The sequence below is a fragment of the Limnohabitans sp. 2KL-3 genome (assembly GCF_001269405.1).
In the GTDB taxonomy this organism is placed as follows: domain Bacteria; phylum Pseudomonadota; class Gammaproteobacteria; order Burkholderiales; family Burkholderiaceae_C; genus Limnohabitans_A.
On record NZ_CXON01000004.1, the window covers coordinates 143433 to 162346 of the forward strand.

Here is an 18914-nt window from a genome sequence, read left to right on the forward strand (position 1 = left end):
ACGCCATGAACCGTAACGAATGGATCACCCAAGCCGCCCGCCTGCAAAGCGCCGACCAGCCCTTTGCCTTGGTCACGGTCTTGAGCGCCCAAGCCCCCACCTCGGGCAAAGCGGGCGACAAAGCGGTCGTCACGCCCGACGGTCAAATCCATGGCTGGATCGGTGGCGGTTGCGCCCAACCGGCGGTCATCAAGACCGTGCGCCGTGCTTTGCTCGACGGCCAGCCGCGCAAGATCCGCATTGCCCCCTCCGACGAAAGCGCCGAGCGCGATTTGGGCGATGTGCTCGAATTTGGCATGGCCTGCCACTCGGGCGGCACACTGGAATTGTTCATCGACCCGGTCATGCCCTCGGCCATGTTGACCGTGGTGGGCGACTCGCCCGTGGCGCGAGCTTTGGTGGGCCTGGCCCCCCGTGTGGGTTTGCGCGTGGCGGTGGTGGCGCAGGGCGCACAGGCCGCTGATTTTCCCGATGCCGACACGGTGCTGAACAGCGACGAGGCCTCGCAAGTGAGCGCCCGTCTGTCTTCACCCTTTGTGGTGGTGGCCACACAAGGCCGCCGCGACCTGCAAGGCCTCAAAGCCGCACTCGCCCTGCAGCCGCAAGGCCTGTGGTTTGTGGCCAGCGCCCGCAAAGCGGCGGTGTTGCTCGACACGCTGGTGACCAGCGGCGAAGACCCGGCAGCCGTGGCCCGCATCGTGGCCCCAGCAGGTGAATTCATCGGCGCGCAAACGCCCGAAGAAATCGCCTTGTCGGTGCTGACTTCGGTGGTGGCTGCAAGACGCGGACGTGAATCCTCAGCGCCTGCGGCTCAGGCTGCTTTGACACCGCCCATGGGTGCTTCAGCTGTTGCAACATCTGCTTCTGTGGCGTCTTCTTGCTGCTCAACCACTGCGGCCACCGAGCCCAAAGAGGCCGCCAAGTCCAAGGCCCTTGCGCCGGTGGCGGCCAGCGCTTGCTGCGGTGGGTCCAAACAGGCCGCAGGCCAAGCCGCGGCCACGGCGACCGATGCTGTCCCGAGCCGGACCGTCGAGCCTGCATTGGCCCTGACGGCTGTGCCAGCATCGGTCAAATCTTCTTGCTGCGGAGGCTGAACATGGGTTGCATTCTCAAAGGGGGCGGGGGCTTGTACAGCCGCGTGGCGGTGGGCGCGGTGCTGCTGGCTGCGGGTTCGGGCTCGCGCATGGGGCACCGTCCCAAAAGTTTGCTCGAATTGGGCGGCGTGCCACTCATTCGCCGCCAGCTGATCGCATTGTCGGGCGCGGGCATGGACGAGGTGGTGGTGGTGCTGGGCCATTACGCAGATCGCATCGAAGAGGCCGTCAAGGAATTTCCGGTGACGCTGGTGCGCAACCCCGACCCGGACGCCGGGCAGATTTCATCGCTGCGCCTGGGCTTGCAGGCGCTGTCGCCCAAGCTGGACGCGGTGCTGGTGGCGCTGGCGGACCAGCCGCTCATCAACTCGCAAGACATCAACGACCTGATTGGGGCTTACAAAAAGCGCCCAACAGGCACGCAAGTCGTGCAACCCACGGTCGATGGCTTGCCGGGCAACCCGGTCATGTTCAGCACCGAGGTGCGCGAGCAAATTCTGGCCGGGGCTGCGAATGTGGGTTGCCGCCAGTGGCAATCGGCCAACCCCGAACAAGTGCACCCCTGGGCCACCACTAACAGCCGTTACCGCACCGACGTCGACACCCTCGAAGACATTGCGGCCCTGGCCGCCCGCACAGGCCATCAACTCAAGTGGCCAGCTGATTTGATGGTCACCGTTTGATCTGAGCGCTACATGATCCAGCCCGACCCGCTCCACACGCTGTGGCACACGCCCATCGGCGTGCACCGCCTGGCGCAAGCCGAGGCCGTCAACGAGGTGCTGGTGCGCGTGTTTCAGACCATGCGGGCCACCGACCCCGCCGTGTCGGGCGAGCCCAAAGCCTTTTACGCCAGCCGTGACGATTTGCTGCAACGCATCCGCCTGTCCGAATGGGAACAGCTGGTGCGCTTCATCGTGGACAGCGTGCGCCAGACCGTGGTGCTGGCCAACCAAGGCGCTTGGCCCGAAGCCAAGCCCGGTTTTCAGATTGCGCTGCGCGGCATCTGGTTCCAAATCTCCAGCCAGGGCAGCCACCACGATGTGCACACGCACGGCAACTGTTCGTGGTCGGGCGTGTATTGCCTGCAGGTGGACCCGCCCGAGCAGCGCTGCCAGCACCCGGTGCTGGGGGCGGCCAATGGCGTGACGCGTTTTTATGGTCCCCACTTCAACCGCCTGGGCGGCGCAGCCATGGATTTTGGCAACGCTTATTTGCAAAACGCCCACCTCGACATCGACCCCGTGCCGGGCCAGTTGGTGGTGTTTCCGTCTTGGCTGGCGCACCAGGCCATGCCCTATCACGGCACGGCTGACCGGGTGATCGTGTCCTTCAATGTGAGCGTGCACGCGGCCGGGGGGTCGGACCAATTGCATGGGTATGCGCATGTCTGAGCACCATCGCCCCGTGGCAACTGGTCAGCCTGGTTTGGGCCCGGTGTCTGTTCATGCGCTGGTCCATGCCGGTGAGGTGGCGCAATGGACGGTGGTTTTGCTCGCTTGGCTTTGGCTGGGTGAGCAAGGCATGCGACTGGGGTGGTCATGGGCCAGCGGCGTTTTGGCGGTGGTGCTGTGGTGGGCCGCGCGACTGCTCAGCCGTGGCCGTGTCTGGACCTTGCAGGCGGCCCCAGCCTTGATGGGTTTGTTGGGATTGCTGACGGCTTGGGGCGTGTGGTGGCCTGACTTGTTGTCGGGACACGGTGCGGCCCATGCGGCCTTGCTGGCGGTGGCGGTGTTGTGGGGGGTGTGGTGCGGCTTGATCGAGACCCGCAGCCAGTCCAGCACCTTCACTTTGGGCCGCCTGGCATGGCACCCCTTGGTGGCGGCCGCGTTGACTTACTTGGCCTGGCGCATGCCGGGCAGCCTGCTGCTGTCCCCTTTGGGCGCGAGTGTGTTGCTGGCCCTGTGTGCGGCCGTGTTGCATGCGCGAGACCGCCTCGGTGCTTGGCCAGCTGGCGTGTGCAGGGGCGTGCAGGCCAGTTTGCCGCAGGTGCTGCCGGCTTCGGCGATGGGGCTGATGATGGGCAGTCTGTGGCTGGGCAACGCATGGTGTGCGGGTTTGAACCTGTCACTGGAGTGGATGGCCACCTCGCATTTGGTGTTGATGGCGGGTTTGCCCGCCTTGGTGGCAGGGGTCATGCGCTGGTGGATGCCCGTTGGCCATGCCCTGGCGCATGAACGCCTGAGTTTCATCAGCCTGGGTTTTCTGATCATGGGCCCCTTGATGCTGCTGGGCGACAGTGTGGTGCATGGGGTGTTGGCCATGCTGCTGCCCTCCTTGGCTTGGGCTGTGCATCTGGGGCGTCACCGCATGCCGCTGGGGTCTGCTGTGCGGTGGCCACCGGGTGTGCAGCGTGGTTTGGCCCTTTTGCTCGGGCCAGGCTTGCTGGCGTGGGTGGGCTTTCTCAGTCCTTGGCAAGGCCCGCTGGCCGTGCAGTCGGCCTTTGCCTTGTTGGGGGTGTTGGCGGCGGTGCAAATTTTGCATGGTTTGCGGCGCTGGGCCGTGCCCCCTTCGGCGGGCTTGCCTCGTCAATTTTGACGGGGCAGGGCAGCCCATTTTTTGCACAATAAAACGGAGACAAGCATGAACAGCATCGACATTGACGTGATCCGCACCGCCCTCGACTGGCAAAGCCGGGGCCACCGCGTGGTCATGGGCACGGTGGTGCGCACCTGGGGTTCGGCCCCACGGCCCCCTGGCTCGCTCATGATCATCCGGGACGACGGCCAAGTGGCCGGATCGGTCTCGGGCGGCTGCATCGAAGACGACCTGATCCGCCGCGTGGCCGTTGGCGAGCTGGCCCTGCGCCTGCCCGACACCACCACCTACGGCCAAACCGCCGAAGAGGTGCGCCGCTTTGGCCTGCCCTGCGGCGGCTCGGTGCAGGTGGTGTTGGAGCCACTGTCGGCCCAGTCGCAACTGCGCGAATTGCTGGTGCTGATCGAGCAACACCAGCGCGTGGAGCGCCGCATGGACATGGCCACGGGCATGGTCCGCATGAGTGCGGCCACAGAAGGCGACAAGCTGCAGTTTGACGGCCAAAGTCTGACCACGGTGCACGGCCCGCGCCTGCGCTTGCTCATCATTGGTGGCGGTCAGTTGTCGCGCTATCTGGCCCATATGGCCGTGATGCTGGACTACCAGGTCACGGTGTGCGAGCCGCGTGTGGAATACCACGAAGGCTGGGAAGCCATGAGCGGTGTGACCTTGTCCAAAGAGATGCCCGACGATCTGGTGCTGGCCATGCGCCTGGACCACAACAGCGCGGTGGTGGCCGTCACACACGACCCCAAACTCGACGACCTGGCCCTGATGGAGGCATTGCGCACCCCCGCGTTTTATGTGGGCGCATTGGGCTCGCTGCACAACAACGCGCAGCGCCGCAAACGCTTGCTCGACTTTGATGTGAGCGAAGCCGAAGTGCGCCAACTGCACGGCCCCGTGGGCCTGAACCTGGGCGCTTTAACACCCCCCGAAATTGCGCTGAGCATCGTGGCCGAAATGACCGCCTTGCGCCGAGGCACAGATTTGAGCCAGGCGCTCAGCAATTGGTCAGGCTCGAAGACGGTGTGTGGCTTGAGCGCCTGATTCAGGGTTTGCCCGACATTGAGCCTTGAGCGACAGTCGGGTCTGCAAGACAACCTTATGTTTGCCATCGATCCGATTGGATGAAATTTGCATGAAAGCTTTTTTGTGGGAGCGGCGCCCTCGCCGCGATGGAGCCACGCAGACCAGCACCCATCGCCCTGATGGCGGGGCTCCCGCGCTGATCGCTGTGCCCCAAACAAGCCTTCTGCTTCAAGCTTCACAGGGCCGAATCAACAGTTGAGTTTTCAAGCGGTGTGCTTTTTGCAAAATGTCTTTGCACACCGCCTGTGGTTTACCGGGGCAAAGCCCCTTTGTCCATTTTCGATAACAGGAGAAATGCATGGTTCGAATGAAAGTCAATGGCGAGGCCGTCTCGGTCGATGCCAAGCCGGAGACCCCTTTGCTGTGGGTCATCCGCGAAAAGCTCAACCTCACGGGCACCAAGTTCGGCTGCGGCATTGCCCAGTGCGGCGCCTGCACGGTGCACCTGAACGGTCAGCCGGTGCGTTCATGCTCGCTGCCCGTGTCGGCGGCTGAGGGCAAAGACATCACCACCGTCGAAGGTTTGATGAAGACCCCCACCGGTCAAGCTTTGCAAGCCGGTTGGGTCAAAGCCCAAGCGCCGCAATGCGGCTACTGCCAGTCCGGTCAGCTAATGACCGCGGCCAAGGTGATCAGCGTGGTCAAAAAGAACCTCAGCCGCACAGAGATTTTGGAAGCCATGAGCGGCAACATCTGCCGCTGCGGCACCTACAACCAGATCGCCAGCGCGGTCTCGCACGCCCAGAAAACCCTCCAAGGAGGCAAGGCATGAAAACCATGAACACCCCACTGACACCCAGCGTCTCTCGCCGCTCCTTCATCCTCGGCTCAGGCGGTTTGGCCCTGGGCCTGTCTTTTGGCCTCACACAAACCGAGCTGGCGCTGGCCCAAGCCCCCGGCGCGGGTGGCTTTGGCCCCAACAGCTGGATCAACATCGGACTGGACGGCGTGGTGACCTTGATGTCGCCCGCCTCCGAAATGGGCCAAGGCACCATGACCGCCATGCCCATGCTGTTGGCCGAAGAGATGGACCTGGACTGGAGCCAGGTGCGCGTGGTGCAGTCACCCAGCGACCCCAAGCGCTTTGGCAACCCCAAGTTTGGCGGCGGCATGACCACGGGCGCTTCGCGCACGGTGCAAGGCTATTACGAGCCGTTGCGCCTGGCCGGTGCCCAGGCCCGTCTGGTCATGGTCAACGCGGCAGCTCAGGCCATGGGTGTGCCCGCTGCCGAGCTGCGCACCGAAGCCAGCCGCGTGATCCACAGCGGTGGCCGCGCCATGACCTATGCCGACATCGCCAAGGTGGCCACGGTTCCAGCCGAGCTGCCCAAGGTCGACAAGAGCATGCTCAAGCCCATGGCGCAGTTCCGCCTGATTGGCAAAGACATTCCCCGCGTGGACGTGCCCGCCAAGTCGAGCGGCCAGGCCCTGTACGGCATTGACCAGCGCTTGCCTGGCATGCTGTGGGCCTCGGTGCTGCGTGCCCCGGTGCAAGGCGAAGTGCCCGAGAGCGTGGACGACACGGCTGCCCGCGCGGTGGCCGGCGTGAAGAACGTGGTGCGTTTGCCTTATGGCGTGGCTGTGGTGGCCGATTCGTTCTACACGGCCAAGATGGCACGCGACCAGCTCAAAGTGGTCTGGAGCCGCAACTCCAAGGCACGCGTGCAGTACACCGACCAAATGCGTGTGGAATACACCAAGCGTGCGGAGGACCTGAACGACAAAGGCGTGGCCTTCATCGCACACGGCGACGCAGCGGCCAAGTTGGCAGGTGCCAGCAAAACCTTCAGCGCCACCTACACCAGCGAGATGGTGAGCCACATCTGCCTGGAGCCCATGAACTGCACCGCGCGTGTGGACGGCGACAAAATCGAAGTCTGGGCACCGGCCCAATCGGCCTCGTTTGTCACCGGCACGGTGGCGGGCGCGGGTGGCTTCAAGCCCGAAAACATCAAGGTCAACATCACCTTGCTCGGCGGTGGTTTTGGTCGCCGGGTGGAGGCCGATTACTCGGCCGATGCGGCTTTGGTGGCCAAGGCCATGCCGGGCACGCCCATCCAGGTCATCTGGACCCGCGAAGACGACATGACCCACGACAAGTACCGCCCCATGACCGGCCAGCATTTGGTAGCCGGTGTGGATGCGCAAGGCAAGTTGGTGGGCTTGTTGCACCGCGTGGTGTCCGAAGGCGTGTACGCCCGCGTGGTGCCGCCCGCATTCAAGGCTGCAGGCGGCAAAGACGCGCCCGTGATGGAAGGCACCGAAATCACTTACGACATCCCCGACCACAGCGTGCAATTCATGATCGAAGACCGTGGCATCCAGGCCGGGTTCTGGCGTGCGGTGGGTCCGGGCTACACCAAGTTCGCCATTGAAACGCTGATCGACGAAGTGGCGCGGGGCGTAAAAGCCGACCCACTTGACTACCGCCTGGACTTGCTCAAGAAAAACCCGCGTGGTCAGGCTGTGCTCAAAGCCGTGGCCGACATGTCGCAGTGGGGCAAAGCCAAGCTGCCCAAAGGCCACGCACTGGGCCTGGCGTTCTCTGACGCCTGGAACACCTTCTGCGGCATGGTGGTGCAAGTCTCCATCGTCAACGGTCGCCCCAAGGTCCACAAGGTCTGGTCGGCGGTGGATTGCGGTCACGCTTTGCAGCCGCAAAACGTGCAAGCGCAAATTGAAGGCTCGGTGATCTTTGGTTTGTCGGCCGCCTTGCATGAGCACATGGACTTCAGGGCCGGTGAGCCTCAGCAAACCAACCTGAACAAGTACCAAGTCCTTCGTGCCAACGAAACGCCAGAAGTATTTGTGAAGGTGATGCCCACCGACAACCACCCCGGCGGCATTGGCGAAGTGGGCCTGCCTCCCTTGGCCCCGGCCATTGCCAACGCGATCGCAACGATCAACGGCAAGCGCTTGCGTGCTTTGCCGCTGCCGATGGTGTGATCTGAAAAGGGCTTGTCAAAGCCAAATCCCACGAGACGCCCTTGCATGGCATTTCGTGGGCTTTTTTGTGGGCTTTTTGTAGGCTTTTTGTGGGAGCGGTGCCCTCGCCGCGATAGAGCCTCGCAGACCACCCCCCATCGCCCCGAGGGCGGGGCTCCTACAAAATGCAGGGCATCCCCTGTAGGAGCGACGCCCCCGTCGCGAAAACCCTCGCAGACCACCCCCCATCGCCCCGAGGGCGGGGCTCCTACAAAATGCAGGGCATCCCCTGTAGGAGCGACGCCCCCGTCGCGAAAACCCTCGCAGACCACCAAGAATCGCCCCGAGGGCGGGGCTCCTACAAAATGCAGGGCATCCCCCTGTAGGCGCGACGCCCCCGTCGCGATAAGCCCCGCAGACCACCCCCCATCGCCCCGAGGGCGGGGCTCCTACAAAATGCAGGGTATCCCCTGTAGGAGCGACGCCCCCGTGCGATAAGCCTCGCAGACCACCACCCATCGCCCCGAGGGCAGTGCACCCACAAAATGCGGACATCCCCTGTAGGAGCGACGCCCCCGTCGCGAAAAGCCTCGCAGACCACCACCCATCGCCCCTAGGGCGGGGCTCCCACAAAAACAGCCTTCACAAGGCCTCATCCACAGCGGCGGGCATCAAGCCCAAATCACGTCGACGATCAGCTTGACAGAAATCGCCAGCAAACCCACTTGCACCCATTTGAAGAACCAGTCATCGGCGATTTTGCGTGTGAGGTAAGCGCCTGCCACGGTGCCCACCAAGGCAAACGGAATCAGCACCAAGGCCCCCATCAGTTCGTTCGGGCCATAGGGCTGTAGCGCGTGGTAAGGCCCCAGCTTGGCCAGGTTGATGCAGGCAAAAAACAAGGTCGAGGTGCCCGCAAACACCAACTTGGGCAGTTTTTGGGGCAAGAGGTAAACCTGAAACGGTGGACCACCTGCATGCGAGATGAAGCTGGTGAAACCCGACAAACTGCCCCACAGCAGGCCTTGACCCCAGCTGGCAGGTTGGGGTGCTTGCACTGCATGTCGCTTGCGCCAGGCGTTGAGCACAAAGCCCACGCCCATGAGGCCGATCATCATTTTCACAGCCGTGTCGGACACCACTGATGCCGTCAGCCAGCCCACCAGCACACCGCCCACACCAGCGGGTATCAGGATTTTCAGGTTGATGGCGCTGAAGTTTTTGCGGTAAAGCCACAAGCCCACCAGGTCCGAGATGATGTAAATCGGCAGCAGCATCACCACCGCTTTGACCGGGGACATGAACAGCGAAAGAATGGGCACAGACAGCATGCCCACCGTGGGCAAGCCGCCTTTGGACAGGCCGACCATGGCCGCTGCCAGCCCTGCCCAGATCAGGTAATTCGCATCGGCCATGTCACACCGGGCGCTGCTCAGTGCCGGGCGCTGATCTCACCCCTGATCGCGCGAATGATCGCATCGGCGTGCTCACAGATAGGCACGCGCCCAGCCCAAACCGCGTGAAGTCCCACCCGCTGACGCATCGGCCGGGTTGTACTCGCACCCGATCCAGCCGTCCCAGCCACATTCGCCGCTCACACGGTCGATCACTTGGAAGATGTGTGTCCAGTTCACCTCACCGGTGCCCGGCTCGTGGCGATGCGGCACTTCGGCAATCTGAAAATGCCCCACCCGGCCCGTGGGCAGGTATTGGGCGATCTTGGCGCTCAAGTCGCCCTCGACGATTTGGCAGTGGAACAGGTCCATCTGCACCTTGACGTTGTCTGCGCCCACCGCACGCACGATGCGGTGCGCATGGTCTTGGCGGTTGAGGTGAAAGCCCGGCACGCTGCGGGTGTTGATCGGCTCGATTAGCACATCGCGCCCGGCCTTGGCGGCTTCGACGGCGGCCCATTGCAAGTTGCTGATCAGCGTGGCGTCAGACGCTTCGGCTTCTGCGCCTGATGCACGCAAGCCGACCATGGCGTGGATGCGCGGGCAGTTCAGCGCTTCGGCATAGACCAGTGCTTGCGCAAAGCCGGTGCGAAACTCCGCCTCGCGTCCGGGCACGCTGGCCGTGCCGCGTTGGCCCGTCTCCCAGGCTTTGGTAAAGCTGTCGGTATCGGTGCCGCCAGGGGGGCCGTTGAACAGCACCTGCTGCAAGCCGTTGGCCTTCAAGCGGGCAGCCAGTTCGTTGGCGGCAAAGGCATAAGGAAACAAGTACTCCACGGCCTTGAAGCCGTCTTTGGCCGCGGCTTCGAAGCGGTCCAGAAACGGCAGGTCGGGGTACATCATGGAGAGGTTGGCGGCAAAACGGGGCATGGGTTTCTTTCAGTGGTCAGAGAAGATCTTCGCGGCGAGGGCGCCGTTCCTGCAGGGTTACCAACGGGCACCAAAGATTTGGCGCAGTTCGTCCAGATCGTTGGCGTGCAGGGCTTGCGTGTGGGGTTGCAGCAGCATGAGCCGCGCAGTTTCTTCCAGCTCTTCGAGCGTGGCCATGGCCGCTGCAGGCGAGTCGTGCCACACATTGGGCCCCAGACGCGCCAGCATCACAGCACGGATCGGCGCACCTTGGGCGGCGTGGTGGCGGATCAGGTCGGCCACTTCTTGCGCCGCATCCGGGCTGCCCGGGCGGTGGTAGCGCAGCAATGGCACATGGCCCACCTTCATCACAAAATAAGGGGTGATGGGGGGCAGCAATTCGGGTCCGGTGCTGTTCAGGCTGAGGGCCACGCAGTGGGTGCTGTGGGTGTGGATCACGCAGCGGGTATGGGCATCGGTCTCGCAAGCAGCGGCGTAAATTTGGCGGTGCACGGCGATGGTTTTGCTGCCCTTGTCGCCGCTGACTTGTTGGCCTTGCCCATCGAGCTTGGCCAAGCGTGCCGGGTCCAGAAAACCCAGGCACGCATCGGTGGGGGTGATGAGAAAGCCGTCATCCAAACGCACGCTGATGTTGCCTGCCGAGGCGTGCACATAGCCCCGCTCAAACAAGCTGCGGCCCACGCGGCAGATCTCTTCGCGGGCTTGGGATTCATTCATGCAGGGTCTCCGAAATTCGTGGGGTTTCCAAGTGCAGTGGCCGCCTTGTCGGGGCTGAAGCCACCGACCTACGGGGTATGCGGCAGGTCGGCGGCTTCAGCCCCGACATGCTCGATGCCCCGCTGTGCGCAACTGTCACTGCAAAACCCCAAACGCTTTGCTGAAAAAGTCTTCGGTGCCGAAGTTGCCCGATTTGAGGGCGATGTGCAGGCCGCCTGTTTCGGAGGGCGCATGGCACCACGGCACACCCGGGTCGATCTGCGGGCCGATTTGCAACTGCGCAATGCCCAGCGCCTGCACACAAGCGCCCGAGGTCTCGCCGCCCGCCACCACCAGCTGCTTCACACCCCAATCGACCAGGCCACGCGCCACAGCAGCCAGCGCATGCTCGACCAAAGCACCCGCCTCGGCCACGCCCAATTGCGCCTGCACAGCTTTGACGGCCTCAGGCTCGGCGGTGGAATACACCAGCACCGGGCCGTCCTTGAGCAGCGGCGCGGCCCAGGCCAGCACCTGCTGCACCAGCGCCTCGCTTTGGCCATTCATGAGCGCCGCAGGGTTGATCGCCATCGCGGGGCGGCCGGAGGCTTTGAAGTGCGCCACTTGCGCATTGGTGGCCACAGAGCAACTGCCCGAGACCACGGCTTGCAAGCCGCTGGCTGCAGGCAACTGACTGGCTTGCAGCGAAGGCTTCAGGCCAAAGTTGGCGGGCAGGCCAATCGCCACGCCCGAACCGGCGGTGAGCAGCGGCATCTCCTTAAAAGCAGGCCCCAGAAGGTGCAGGTCGTCGTTGCTGGTCGCGTCCACCACCGCCACACCCACACCTTCGGCACGCAGCGCGGCAATGCGTTCGCAGATGGCCACCGCGCCAAGGGCCACGGTTTTGTAGTCGATCAGGCCGACCTTGCGTTTTGTTTGCGCCTGCATCACGCGAACCAAGTTCGCGTCGGTCATGGGCGTGAGCGGGTGGTTTTGCATGCCCGACTCGTTGAGCAACACGTTGCCTGCAAACAGGTAACCCTTGAACACGGTGCGCCCGTTGTCCGGAAAGGCGGGCGTGGCGATGGTGAAGTCCGTGCCCAGCGCGTCCATCAGCGCTTCGGTTACCGGGCCGATGTTGCCTTCGGGCGTGCTGTCAAAGGTGGAGCAGTATTTGAAATAGATCTGCTCTGCGCCTTGGGCCTGCAACCACTTCAAGGCGTCGAGCGACTGCGCGATGGCCTCGGCAGCCGGAATGGTGCGCGACTTGAGCGCCACCACCACGGCGTCTACCTCGGCGGCCAGCGGCGAGGTAGGCACGCCAATGGTTTGCACCACCCGCATGCCCGAACGCACCAGGTTGTTGGCCAGGTCCGTGGCGCCGGTGAAGTCGTCGGCTATACAGCCCAACTTCAATCCGAGTTTCAACGCGCTCATGCTTTCCCCTTCGGCAGCTCAATGCCCGGAAAAATCTTGATGACCGCGCTGTCGTCTTCCTTGGCAAAGCCCGCTGTGCTGGCCTGCATGAACATCTGGTGCGCGGTGCTCGACAGTGGCAGCGGGAACTTGGTGGCACGCGCCATGTCGAGCACGATGCCCAAATCTTTCACAAAAATGTCCACGGCCGACAGCGGCGTGTAGTCGGCCGCCAGCACATGGGCCATGCGGTTTTCAAACATCCAGCTGTTGCCCGCGCTGTGGGTGATCACCTCGTACAGAGCGGCCGGGTCCACACCTTCGCGCAGGCCCAGCGCCATGGCTTCGGCCGCTGCGGCGATGTGCACGCCCGCCAGCAACTGGTTGATGATCTTGACCTTGCTGCCCGCGCCTGCGCTGTCGCCCAGCTTGTAGACCTTGGCGGCCATGGCGTTCAAGAAGGGCTCGGCCAGCGCGTAAGCCTCGGGCTTGCCTGCGGTCATCATGGTCATTTGGCCGGATGCCGCTTTGGCCGCACCACCCGAGATGGGCGCATCAACATAGCGCAGACCCATGGCCTCCAAGCGCGATTCCAAAGCCACCGACCAGTTGGGGTCCACGGTGGAGCACATCACAAACACGCTGCCGGGTTTCATGCTGGCGGCGCAACCCGGGGTGGTGCCATCGCCAAACAACACGGCTTCGGTCTGCGCGGCATTCACCACCACCGACACGACCACGTCACACGCTGCACCCAGCGAGGCCAGGGTGTCATGCGCTGTGCCCCCCGCGTTCGTGAAGGCGTCAGCCACCTCGCGGCGCACGTCAAACACCTGCACGCTGTGCCCGGCGCGGCGCAGCGATGCCGCCATGCCCGAGCCCATGGCCCCCAAACCGATCAAACCCACTGTGCTCATTTCATGTCTCCAGCGTCAAAAACGCATTCAAATTTTACAAACGAGGTTTCAATCCAAGCTGATCTTGGCGAAAGCCGCCACTTTTTTCCATTGCGCCGTGTCGGCCTGCATGAAGCTGGCCAGGCCTTGGGCGTTGGCCCAAGCGGGCTCGGCACCGGCTTTGAGCATGGCCGCCTTCACCTCGGGCTGGCTGGCCACACGCTCCAGCGCTTGTTCCAGCTTTTGCGCAACCGGGGCAGGCAGACCCGCAGGCGCGGCCACACCAAACCAGGCAAACACCTGGTAGCCCTTCATACCGGCTTCTTCCATGGTGGGCACATGGGGCAAGGCGCTGCTGCGCTGGGGCGTGGTCACGGCCAGGGCCTTGAGCTTGCCGCCGTTGATCAGGCCCAGCGCTGAGGGCAGGTTGTCAAACATCATGTTCACTTCACCCGCCATCAAGCCCGTCAGGCCCGCTGCCGCGCCCCGGTAAGGGATGTGCGTGACGAACGCGCCCGACTGGCTTTTGTACAGCTCGGCGCTCAGGTGCAGCGAGGTGCCCTGCCCGTTGGATGCGTAGTTGAGTTGACCCGGCTTGGACTTGGCCAAAGCCGTCAATTCGGCCAGGCTGTTGATGCCCGAAGCCGGGTTGACCATCAGCACATTGGGCACCCGGCCCAGCAAGGCCACCGGGGCAATTTGCTCGGGCTTGTAAGGCAGTTTGCTGTACAGCGCCGGGCTGATGGTGAGCGGGGGCGAAGCCATGAGCAAGGTGTAACCATCGGCCGCCGCACGCGCTGCCTCGGCTGCGCCCAGGTTGCCACCGGCACCGGGCTTGTTGTCGATGACGATGGGCTGGCCCAACTCCAGCGCCAGTTTGGGCGCGACCAGACGGGCCATGTTGTCGATCAAGCCGCCGGGCGGAAAAGGCACGACCAACTTGATGGGTCGTGCGGGCCAGGTTTGGGCCGAAGCGGTGCTGGCCATCAATGGCGAAATGGCGACCAAAGCAGCGGCCGCTGCGATCCAGTTTCTGCGTTGCATGGGGATCCCTGATGTCAATTGATCAGGTCATCATACAAATTTTGAATGGACTTCGCATCAGGGAGATCACGGGGGCGGGTGTGGGTGTCGGTGCATCTTGGATATGGGTCACCGACGGCTGCCAGCCTGAATCAGTGAGACGCCCAAATTGGGGCGGTCGTCAATTTCTGGGGTCGGCTTGAGGCTGGGAGTGGATGACGATATGAGGTAACCACTGACAATAGCAGACCTATTACTGTCATCCGATTCAAGAAAGTTATATGTGCATATGACGCTTTGCACCGCGTGTTCGTTGTCGCACGATAAGCCATTGATTAACTTGCAATGCTGGATTTCCTTCCTACCTAGTCCATCAAAGATATAATAAAATTTATATGATTACATAAATTTTTATGTCTAATGCCAATACTTTTTGCCTGGCTTGGTAATTCAGACCTTCGCGCCTCGGAGGTTTCATCGAGCTCGGACTCCGGCCCCATCTTGATGGCCTTGAATACAGGAGCATATGAGCGCCTGATACTTCTGTCAGATCACGGGCAACAGAAAACGCAGACCTTCGTGGCGTGGGCTAGCTGCAAATTTACGGGCGCTATAGATGTGCGGTACGCAAAACTGCGTAGCCCCACTGATTTCGAAGACATATACGTTGCGGCCAATGGAGCGGTGTCTGCGACGCTCTCTTCTTTGCCCGGGCTTCCAATCACTTTCCATGTGAGCCCTGGCACCCCCGCCATGGCTGCTGTGTGGGTGCTGTTAGCAAAAGCCAAGTACGGCGCCAGTCTCATAGAGTCCTCTCGCGAGCATGGCGTACGTCCTGTCGTTGTTCCATTCGACTTAGCCGCTGAATTCCTTCCAGTTGCAAGCAAGCAAGCTGATGAGGCTCTCGCGCACCTTGTTCAAGGATTGCCTCCCGCTGTAGCAGAGTTCACCAGCATCATTTATCGCTGCAGTGCGATGAAGCGTGTAGTTGCTATGGCGCAGAGACTCGCTCAAAGGGATCTGCCGGTGTTGATCCAAGGTGAGTCTGGGACTGGCAAGGAGCTCTTCGCGCGGGCAATCCATGCCTCAAGCAAACGAAAGGACGCGCCATTTATTGCGGTAAATTGCGGCGCGATACCTCTCGAACTAATTGACTCCGAGCTGTTTGGTCACGAAAAGGGTGCGTTCACCGGCGCTCATGCCGCTCGGGTTGGCCACTTCGAGGCGGCTGATGGTGGGACGCTTTTTCTGGACGAAATCGGTGAGCTGCCGCTGTCGTCACAAGTTCGGCTGCTTCGTGTGCTTCAAGAGTATGAAGTGACACGCCTGGGCGCCAGCAAATCTCGAAAAGTCGATGTGCGCATCGTTGCCGCCACCAACCGAGTCCTGCCGGAAGAGGTTAGGGCTGGTCGATTCAGAGAGGATGTGTTTCATCGAATAGCGGTTGGCATCTTGGCGTTACCTCCACTGCGCGCGCGCGAAGGAGATCTCAATCTGTTGATTGATGCTTTCCTTGCCCAAGTCAACCGCGAAGCGACATCACAGCCAGGCTTCAAACATAAGAAATTATCTGTAGGAGGAAGAAATGTTCTTCTTCGTCACACCTGGCCAGGCAATGTGAGGGAATTGCACAACGCTCTGTTGAGGGCATCCATCTGGGTTCCAGGAGAGGAAATAGCAGCCGAGGATGTCGCTGAAGTTCTTTCGCTCACATCCAGTGGTGCAGAAGACTCCATTCTTGGCGCTGGACTTGGAGAGGGGTTCTCGCTGCCTGATCTGATAGCAGATGTAGCTCGGCACTACCTCGATAGGGCAATGGAACAAAGTCACGGAAACAAGACTGAGGCGGCGAAGCTGCTGGGCCTTGGCAGCTACCAAACATTGACGAATTGGTTGGTCAAGTATCAGACCAAAATATCTGGCACGGATGGTGCTTAATGGTAAGGAAATTTATGAATTGGAGACTGAGTCATGGGGTTTGCAAAATACCAAGAAGACATCGTGAGCCGGTACGTTGGCGATTTCGCGATGCGTCCGACTCAGTCGCCAGTTACGCCACCCAAAGCCCCGAATACGAAAAATCAATCTGATCAAAGGACAAAGAAAATGAGTAGTCTCAAAAAATTCGCTGTAGCAACTCCCCGGCCTCTACCTGTAATCGTCTTGGCAGACGCGAGTGGCAGCATGGGGGAGAACGGCAAGATCGAGGCGCTCAACGCTGCGATGAAGGACATGGTCTCGACTTTCGCCAAGGAAAGTCGTCTACGCGCCGAGATCCAAGTGGGCTTAATCACCTTCGGCGGCAAGGCTCATATGCACCTACCTTTGGCTGCGGCAAACAGCGTCGCGGGGTTTGCGGAATTGAAGGCCGAAGGGGTGACGCCGATGGGTGCTGCATTTGACCTCGCCCGTCAGCTGCTGGAGGACAAGGATCGCATCCCCTCTCGAGCCTACCGCCCCGTCTTGATCCTTTTGTCTGATGGGCGGCCGACTGACGACTGGGAGGTTCCCTTCAAGGCTCTCTGTGATTCCGAACGGGCGCAGAAAGCAACCCGGCTTGCAATGGCAATTGGCCCAGATGCCGACGAAACCATGCTGAGAGATTTTGCAAACGACGCTGAAGCGCCCATTTTCAAGGCTCACAACGCCCGGGACATCCATCGTTTCTTCCGAGCGGTGACCATGAGCGTCACCACACGCACTGCAAGCCAAAATCCAGACCTCTCAACCACCTTTGTTGTCCCGCCGCCGAATGACGACGCATTGGACCTCGACTTCCAATGAGGTTTATTGCCAGCGGCGCGAGCGTCATAGGCCCTCGACACCTAGACCTGGGCGAGCCCAACCAAGACGCGATGGCTTTAACGGGCTGGCGGGGCGGCTGGATTGCGGCCGTGGCTGACGGACTGGGATCTAGAGCACGTAGTGATCTGGGGGCGCGTAATGCCTGCCAGGTTTCCCGGAGGATTTTGCGCACAGCTTCGAGCAGCTTCGATCTGCCTACAACGCTGCCATTGATTCATCAGGAATGGCTCAAAGCCATTGAGCCGACAACTCCACGAGACGCTGCGACAACGCTATTGTTCGGGCGCGTGACAGCTGAAGGCGATGTCCATGCAGCTCAGCTGGGTGACGGTTTGCTGCTTGTGAGATGCGCTGGCCAGTTCCGTCGCATCACACCAGACCGCACGGCCTATAGCAATCAGACGTGGGCACTTGAGTCCACTCACGTGCAGGACAAATGGTGCACCACATTCGGCCGACTCACCGAGCCAGGTGATGGTGTTGTCCTGATGACAGATGGCGTTGCCGATGATCTCGAGCCTGCCCAACTCGCAGAGTTCTTTGATGCGCTTTATCAAGACCTAAGCACTCGAAATCGACGCCGAGGCAGACGCTGGCTGCAGTCTGAATTGAACAACTGGGCGACCCCCTTGCATAGCGACGACAAGACACTTGTGACCATATTTAGGACGTCTGAATGAGCACACCCAGAGCAGAAACACCGAAGAAAAACAGAACGGTGCTAGACCAACATGGTCAATCCTATGAGTTAACAGGTCGTATCGGCGAAGGTGGGCAGGGAATCGTCTGCACGACCAACTACCCCAACGTTCTCGTCAAAGTTGCGCGAGCAACCACAGAAGAAAAACGAGCCAGTTGGATGAACAAGATCCGCGCACTTATGCGCCAACCACTTGAAGGTCTTCCGATAGCACATCCGTTGGCCCTGATCACGCAGCCGCAGCCCGGTTACGTCATGGAGTTGATGGATGGGTTGGCTCCAATGACAGAGCTGATGCAGGTGGCGACTGATTCCTTGATGTCTGATGACGGCCTCTCCGGCTATGTCAAAACAGGTGGCCTGCTGCGTCGGTTGAAGATGCTTGCGCGACTAGCGCGGGTGTTGGCTCAGTTGCATGGGCGAGGATTGGCTTATGGCGATCTCTCCCCTGCAAATGTTTTCGTATCGCAGTCACTGGAGTTCGCCGAAGTCTGGTTAATCGATGCCGACAACGTTGCGAGTCAGTCGCGTGATGGTCAGCAAGGCGTCTTCACTCCTGATTACGGTGCACCCGAGATTCTCCGAGGGGAGACCGGTATCAATACGCTGACAGACAGTTGGAGTTTTGCGGTCATGGCATATCGCATCCTCACGCTGGTTCACCCACTCAAGGGAGACGTTGTCCTTGAAGGTGAACCCGAGCACGAAGAGGCGGCTCTCCGTGGCGAACTCCCTTGGGTAGATCACCCAGTTGATCGCAGCAACGCCTTGTCGATTGGTCTGCCACGCGAGATCACGCTAAACGCGCCGCTGCGTGCGTTATTTGAACGATGCTTCAATATCGGGCTGAATAGTCCTGGCGAGCGACCAAGTCTAAGTGAATGGGCTGATGCCTTCGAGGCTGCCACAGGTCATTGCGACCAATGCGAGTTCTGTGATAGTACGTTCTTCTACACCCAAAAACAGACTTGTCCATTTTGTGATAAAGCTCAGGACAAGAATCGGACGATCCTTCTTCAGGAATATCGCTATATGCCGCCCGAGTTGCTCCGGGAGGGCTTGACGGAGGATATTCCTGAGTCGTTGATTCGCAAGGAGTGTTGGACTCGCACAGGTAAGGCCCTGGTGTTAAGCATGAGCCCAGCCGAATTGAAAACCTTGCCCTTGGGAACGTCCTTGTACGCGGATGCGAGTCCGCTATGTACGGTTCAACTTGCCAAGGATGGGTTGTGGATAGAGCCCTCCGCCGGTGCGCGAATTTCCTTGCAGAGAGCATCTGACGACAAAGTCGTAGCCGTTGCGCGTCGACAGCGGCTTAAATCAGAAAGTCGTTCAGGTGTGTCTTTCTGGCTCCATCTAGGGGCAGTAGACGAAGAACACGTCGTATGGCGTTTCAACTGGTGAGCCA

At 61.2% G+C, this 18914-nt stretch carries 17 protein-coding genes; 11 read left to right on the top strand and 6 right to left on the bottom strand.

Features of this window, described 5'->3' with window-relative positions:
- Nucleotides 1-5: 5 nt before the first annotated feature.
- The 7 genes from AMM41_RS07760 to AMM41_RS07790 all read left to right on the top strand — a co-directional run bounded on the left by AMM41_RS07760 (nucleotide 6) and on the right by AMM41_RS07790 (nucleotide 7670).
- Nucleotides 6-1094: an XdhC family protein gene (locus AMM41_RS07760; RefSeq protein ID WP_089955730.1), complete on the top strand. Its 1089-nt coding sequence runs from the start codon at nucleotides 6-8 to the stop codon at nucleotides 1092-1094.
- 2 nt (nucleotides 1095-1096) lie between these two features.
- Nucleotides 1097-1777, top strand: coding sequence for a nucleotidyltransferase family protein (locus AMM41_RS07765; protein ID WP_089955734.1), 681 nt, complete (start codon nucleotides 1097-1099; stop codon nucleotides 1775-1777).
- A gap of 12 nt (nucleotides 1778-1789) precedes the next feature.
- Nucleotides 1790-2488, top strand: coding sequence for a TIGR02466 family protein (locus AMM41_RS07770; RefSeq protein WP_089955737.1), 699 nt, complete (start codon nucleotides 1790-1792; stop codon nucleotides 2486-2488).
- Nucleotides 2481-3632, top strand: a complete 1152-nt coding sequence (locus AMM41_RS07775; protein ID WP_194944660.1) for a hypothetical protein — start codon at nucleotides 2481-2483, stop codon at nucleotides 3630-3632. The genes AMM41_RS07770 and AMM41_RS07775 overlap by 8 nt, the downstream gene beginning before the upstream one ends.
- A 45-nt stretch (nucleotides 3633-3677) precedes the next feature.
- A complete protein-coding gene (locus AMM41_RS07780) occupies nucleotides 3678-4682 on the top strand; it encodes an XdhC family protein (protein ID WP_089955744.1) in 1005 nt (334 codons plus the stop codon).
- Nucleotides 4683-5022: 340 nt separating this feature from the next.
- Nucleotides 5023-5496 carry a (2Fe-2S)-binding protein gene (locus AMM41_RS07785; protein WP_089955748.1) on the top strand — a complete coding sequence of 158 codons (474 nt, stop codon included), beginning with the start codon at nucleotides 5023-5025 and terminating at the stop codon, nucleotides 5494-5496.
- Nucleotides 5493-7670 (top strand): xanthine dehydrogenase family protein molybdopterin-binding subunit, encoded by a 2178-nt coding sequence (locus AMM41_RS07790; protein WP_089955755.1) that lies wholly within the window; start codon nucleotides 5493-5495, stop codon nucleotides 7668-7670. The genes AMM41_RS07785 and AMM41_RS07790 overlap by 4 nt, the downstream gene beginning before the upstream one ends.
- 650 nt (nucleotides 7671-8320) lie before the next feature.
- Here AMM41_RS07790 and AMM41_RS07795 read toward each other — a convergent pair.
- The 6 genes from AMM41_RS07795 to AMM41_RS07820 form a co-directional block, all read right to left on the bottom strand.
- On the bottom strand, nucleotides 8321-9064 hold the full coding sequence (locus tag AMM41_RS07795) for a sulfite exporter TauE/SafE family protein (RefSeq protein WP_089955759.1): 744 nt from the start codon (nucleotides 9062-9064) through the stop codon (nucleotides 8321-8323).
- Nucleotides 9065-9136: 72 nt separating this feature from the next.
- Complete coding sequence (otnI, locus tag AMM41_RS07800) at nucleotides 9137-9970, bottom strand: 2-oxo-tetronate isomerase (RefSeq protein ID WP_089955762.1); 834 nt, start codon at nucleotides 9968-9970, stop codon at nucleotides 9137-9139.
- 57 nt (nucleotides 9971-10027) lie between these two features.
- Nucleotides 10028-10687 (bottom strand): class II aldolase/adducin family protein, encoded by a 660-nt coding sequence (locus AMM41_RS07805; protein ID WP_089955766.1) that lies wholly within the window; start codon nucleotides 10685-10687, stop codon nucleotides 10028-10030.
- Nucleotides 10688-10822: 135 nt separating this feature from the next.
- Nucleotides 10823-12103, bottom strand: coding sequence for a 3-oxo-tetronate kinase (gene otnK / locus AMM41_RS07810; RefSeq protein WP_089955769.1), 1281 nt, complete (start codon nucleotides 12101-12103; stop codon nucleotides 10823-10825).
- Nucleotides 12100-12999: an L-threonate dehydrogenase gene (ltnD, locus tag AMM41_RS07815; protein WP_089955773.1), complete on the bottom strand. Its 900-nt coding sequence runs from the start codon at nucleotides 12997-12999 to the stop codon at nucleotides 12100-12102. Before ltnD ends, otnK begins: the two co-directional genes overlap by 4 nt.
- Nucleotides 13000-13047: 48 nt before the next feature.
- Nucleotides 13048-14022, bottom strand: a complete 975-nt coding sequence (locus AMM41_RS07820) for a Bug family tripartite tricarboxylate transporter substrate binding protein (protein WP_089955776.1) — start codon at nucleotides 14020-14022, stop codon at nucleotides 13048-13050.
- A gap of 732 nt (nucleotides 14023-14754) precedes the next feature.
- Here AMM41_RS07820 and AMM41_RS07825 point away from each other — a divergent pair.
- The 4 genes from AMM41_RS07825 to AMM41_RS07840 all read left to right on the top strand — a co-directional run bounded on the left by AMM41_RS07825 (nucleotide 14755) and on the right by AMM41_RS07840 (nucleotide 18910).
- Complete coding sequence (locus AMM41_RS07825) at nucleotides 14755-15939, top strand: sigma-54 interaction domain-containing protein (protein WP_228769156.1); 1185 nt, start codon at nucleotides 14755-14757, stop codon at nucleotides 15937-15939.
- A 33-nt stretch (nucleotides 15940-15972) separates the two neighbouring features.
- Nucleotides 15973-16785, top strand: coding sequence for a vWA domain-containing protein (locus AMM41_RS07830; protein WP_228769157.1), 813 nt, complete (start codon nucleotides 15973-15975; stop codon nucleotides 16783-16785).
- A 71-nt stretch (nucleotides 16786-16856) separates the two neighbouring features.
- Nucleotides 16857-17486, top strand: a complete 630-nt coding sequence (locus AMM41_RS07835) for a PP2C family serine/threonine-protein phosphatase (RefSeq protein WP_228769158.1) — start codon at nucleotides 16857-16859, stop codon at nucleotides 17484-17486.
- The gene (locus AMM41_RS07840; protein WP_089955789.1) at nucleotides 17483-18910 is read left to right on the top strand and encodes a protein kinase domain-containing protein; all 1428 of its coding nucleotides are present in this window, start codon (nucleotides 17483-17485) and stop codon (nucleotides 18908-18910) included. Before AMM41_RS07835 ends, AMM41_RS07840 begins: the two co-directional genes overlap by 4 nt.
- Nucleotides 18911-18914 lie beyond the last annotated feature (4 nt).

What these genes read in the sequence shown, in the direction of transcription:
- AMM41_RS07760 (WP_089955730.1), top strand. Translation starts at nt 6, where the DNA reads ATGAACCGTAACGAATGGATCACCCAAGCCGCCCGCCTGCAAAGCGCC.
- AMM41_RS07765 (WP_089955734.1), top strand. Translation starts at nt 1,097, where the DNA reads ATGGGTTGCATTCTCAAAGGGGGCGGGGGCTTGTACAGCCGCGTGGCG.
- AMM41_RS07770 (WP_089955737.1), top strand. Translation starts at nt 1,790, where the DNA reads ATGATCCAGCCCGACCCGCTCCACACGCTGTGGCACACGCCCATCGGC.
- AMM41_RS07775 (WP_194944660.1), top strand. Translation starts at nt 2,481, where the DNA reads ATGTCTGAGCACCATCGCCCCGTGGCAACTGGTCAGCCTGGTTTGGGC.
- AMM41_RS07780 (WP_089955744.1), top strand. Translation starts at nt 3,678, where the DNA reads ATGAACAGCATCGACATTGACGTGATCCGCACCGCCCTCGACTGGCAA.
- AMM41_RS07785 (WP_089955748.1), top strand. Translation starts at nt 5,023, where the DNA reads ATGGTTCGAATGAAAGTCAATGGCGAGGCCGTCTCGGTCGATGCCAAG.
- AMM41_RS07790 (WP_089955755.1), top strand. Translation starts at nt 5,493, where the DNA reads ATGAAAACCATGAACACCCCACTGACACCCAGCGTCTCTCGCCGCTCC.
- AMM41_RS07795 (WP_089955759.1), bottom strand. Translation starts at nt 9,064, where the DNA reads ATGGCCGATGCGAATTACCTGATCTGGGCAGGGCTGGCAGCGGCCATG.
- otnI (WP_089955762.1), bottom strand. Translation starts at nt 9,970, where the DNA reads ATGCCCCGTTTTGCCGCCAACCTCTCCATGATGTACCCCGACCTGCCG.
- AMM41_RS07805 (WP_089955766.1), bottom strand. Translation starts at nt 10,687, where the DNA reads ATGAATGAATCCCAAGCCCGCGAAGAGATCTGCCGCGTGGGCCGCAGC.
- otnK (WP_089955769.1), bottom strand. Translation starts at nt 12,103, where the DNA reads ATGAGCGCGTTGAAACTCGGATTGAAGTTGGGCTGTATAGCCGACGAC.
- ltnD (WP_089955773.1), bottom strand. Translation starts at nt 12,999, where the DNA reads ATGAGCACAGTGGGTTTGATCGGTTTGGGGGCCATGGGCTCGGGCATG.
- AMM41_RS07820 (WP_089955776.1), bottom strand. Translation starts at nt 14,022, where the DNA reads ATGCAACGCAGAAACTGGATCGCAGCGGCCGCTGCTTTGGTCGCCATT.
- AMM41_RS07825 (WP_228769156.1), top strand. Translation starts at nt 14,755, where the DNA reads ATGGCTGCTGTGTGGGTGCTGTTAGCAAAAGCCAAGTACGGCGCCAGT.
- AMM41_RS07830 (WP_228769157.1), top strand. Translation starts at nt 15,973, where the DNA reads ATGGGGTTTGCAAAATACCAAGAAGACATCGTGAGCCGGTACGTTGGC.
- AMM41_RS07835 (WP_228769158.1), top strand. Translation starts at nt 16,857, where the DNA reads ATGGCTTTAACGGGCTGGCGGGGCGGCTGGATTGCGGCCGTGGCTGAC.
- AMM41_RS07840 (WP_089955789.1), top strand. Translation starts at nt 17,483, where the DNA reads ATGAGCACACCCAGAGCAGAAACACCGAAGAAAAACAGAACGGTGCTA.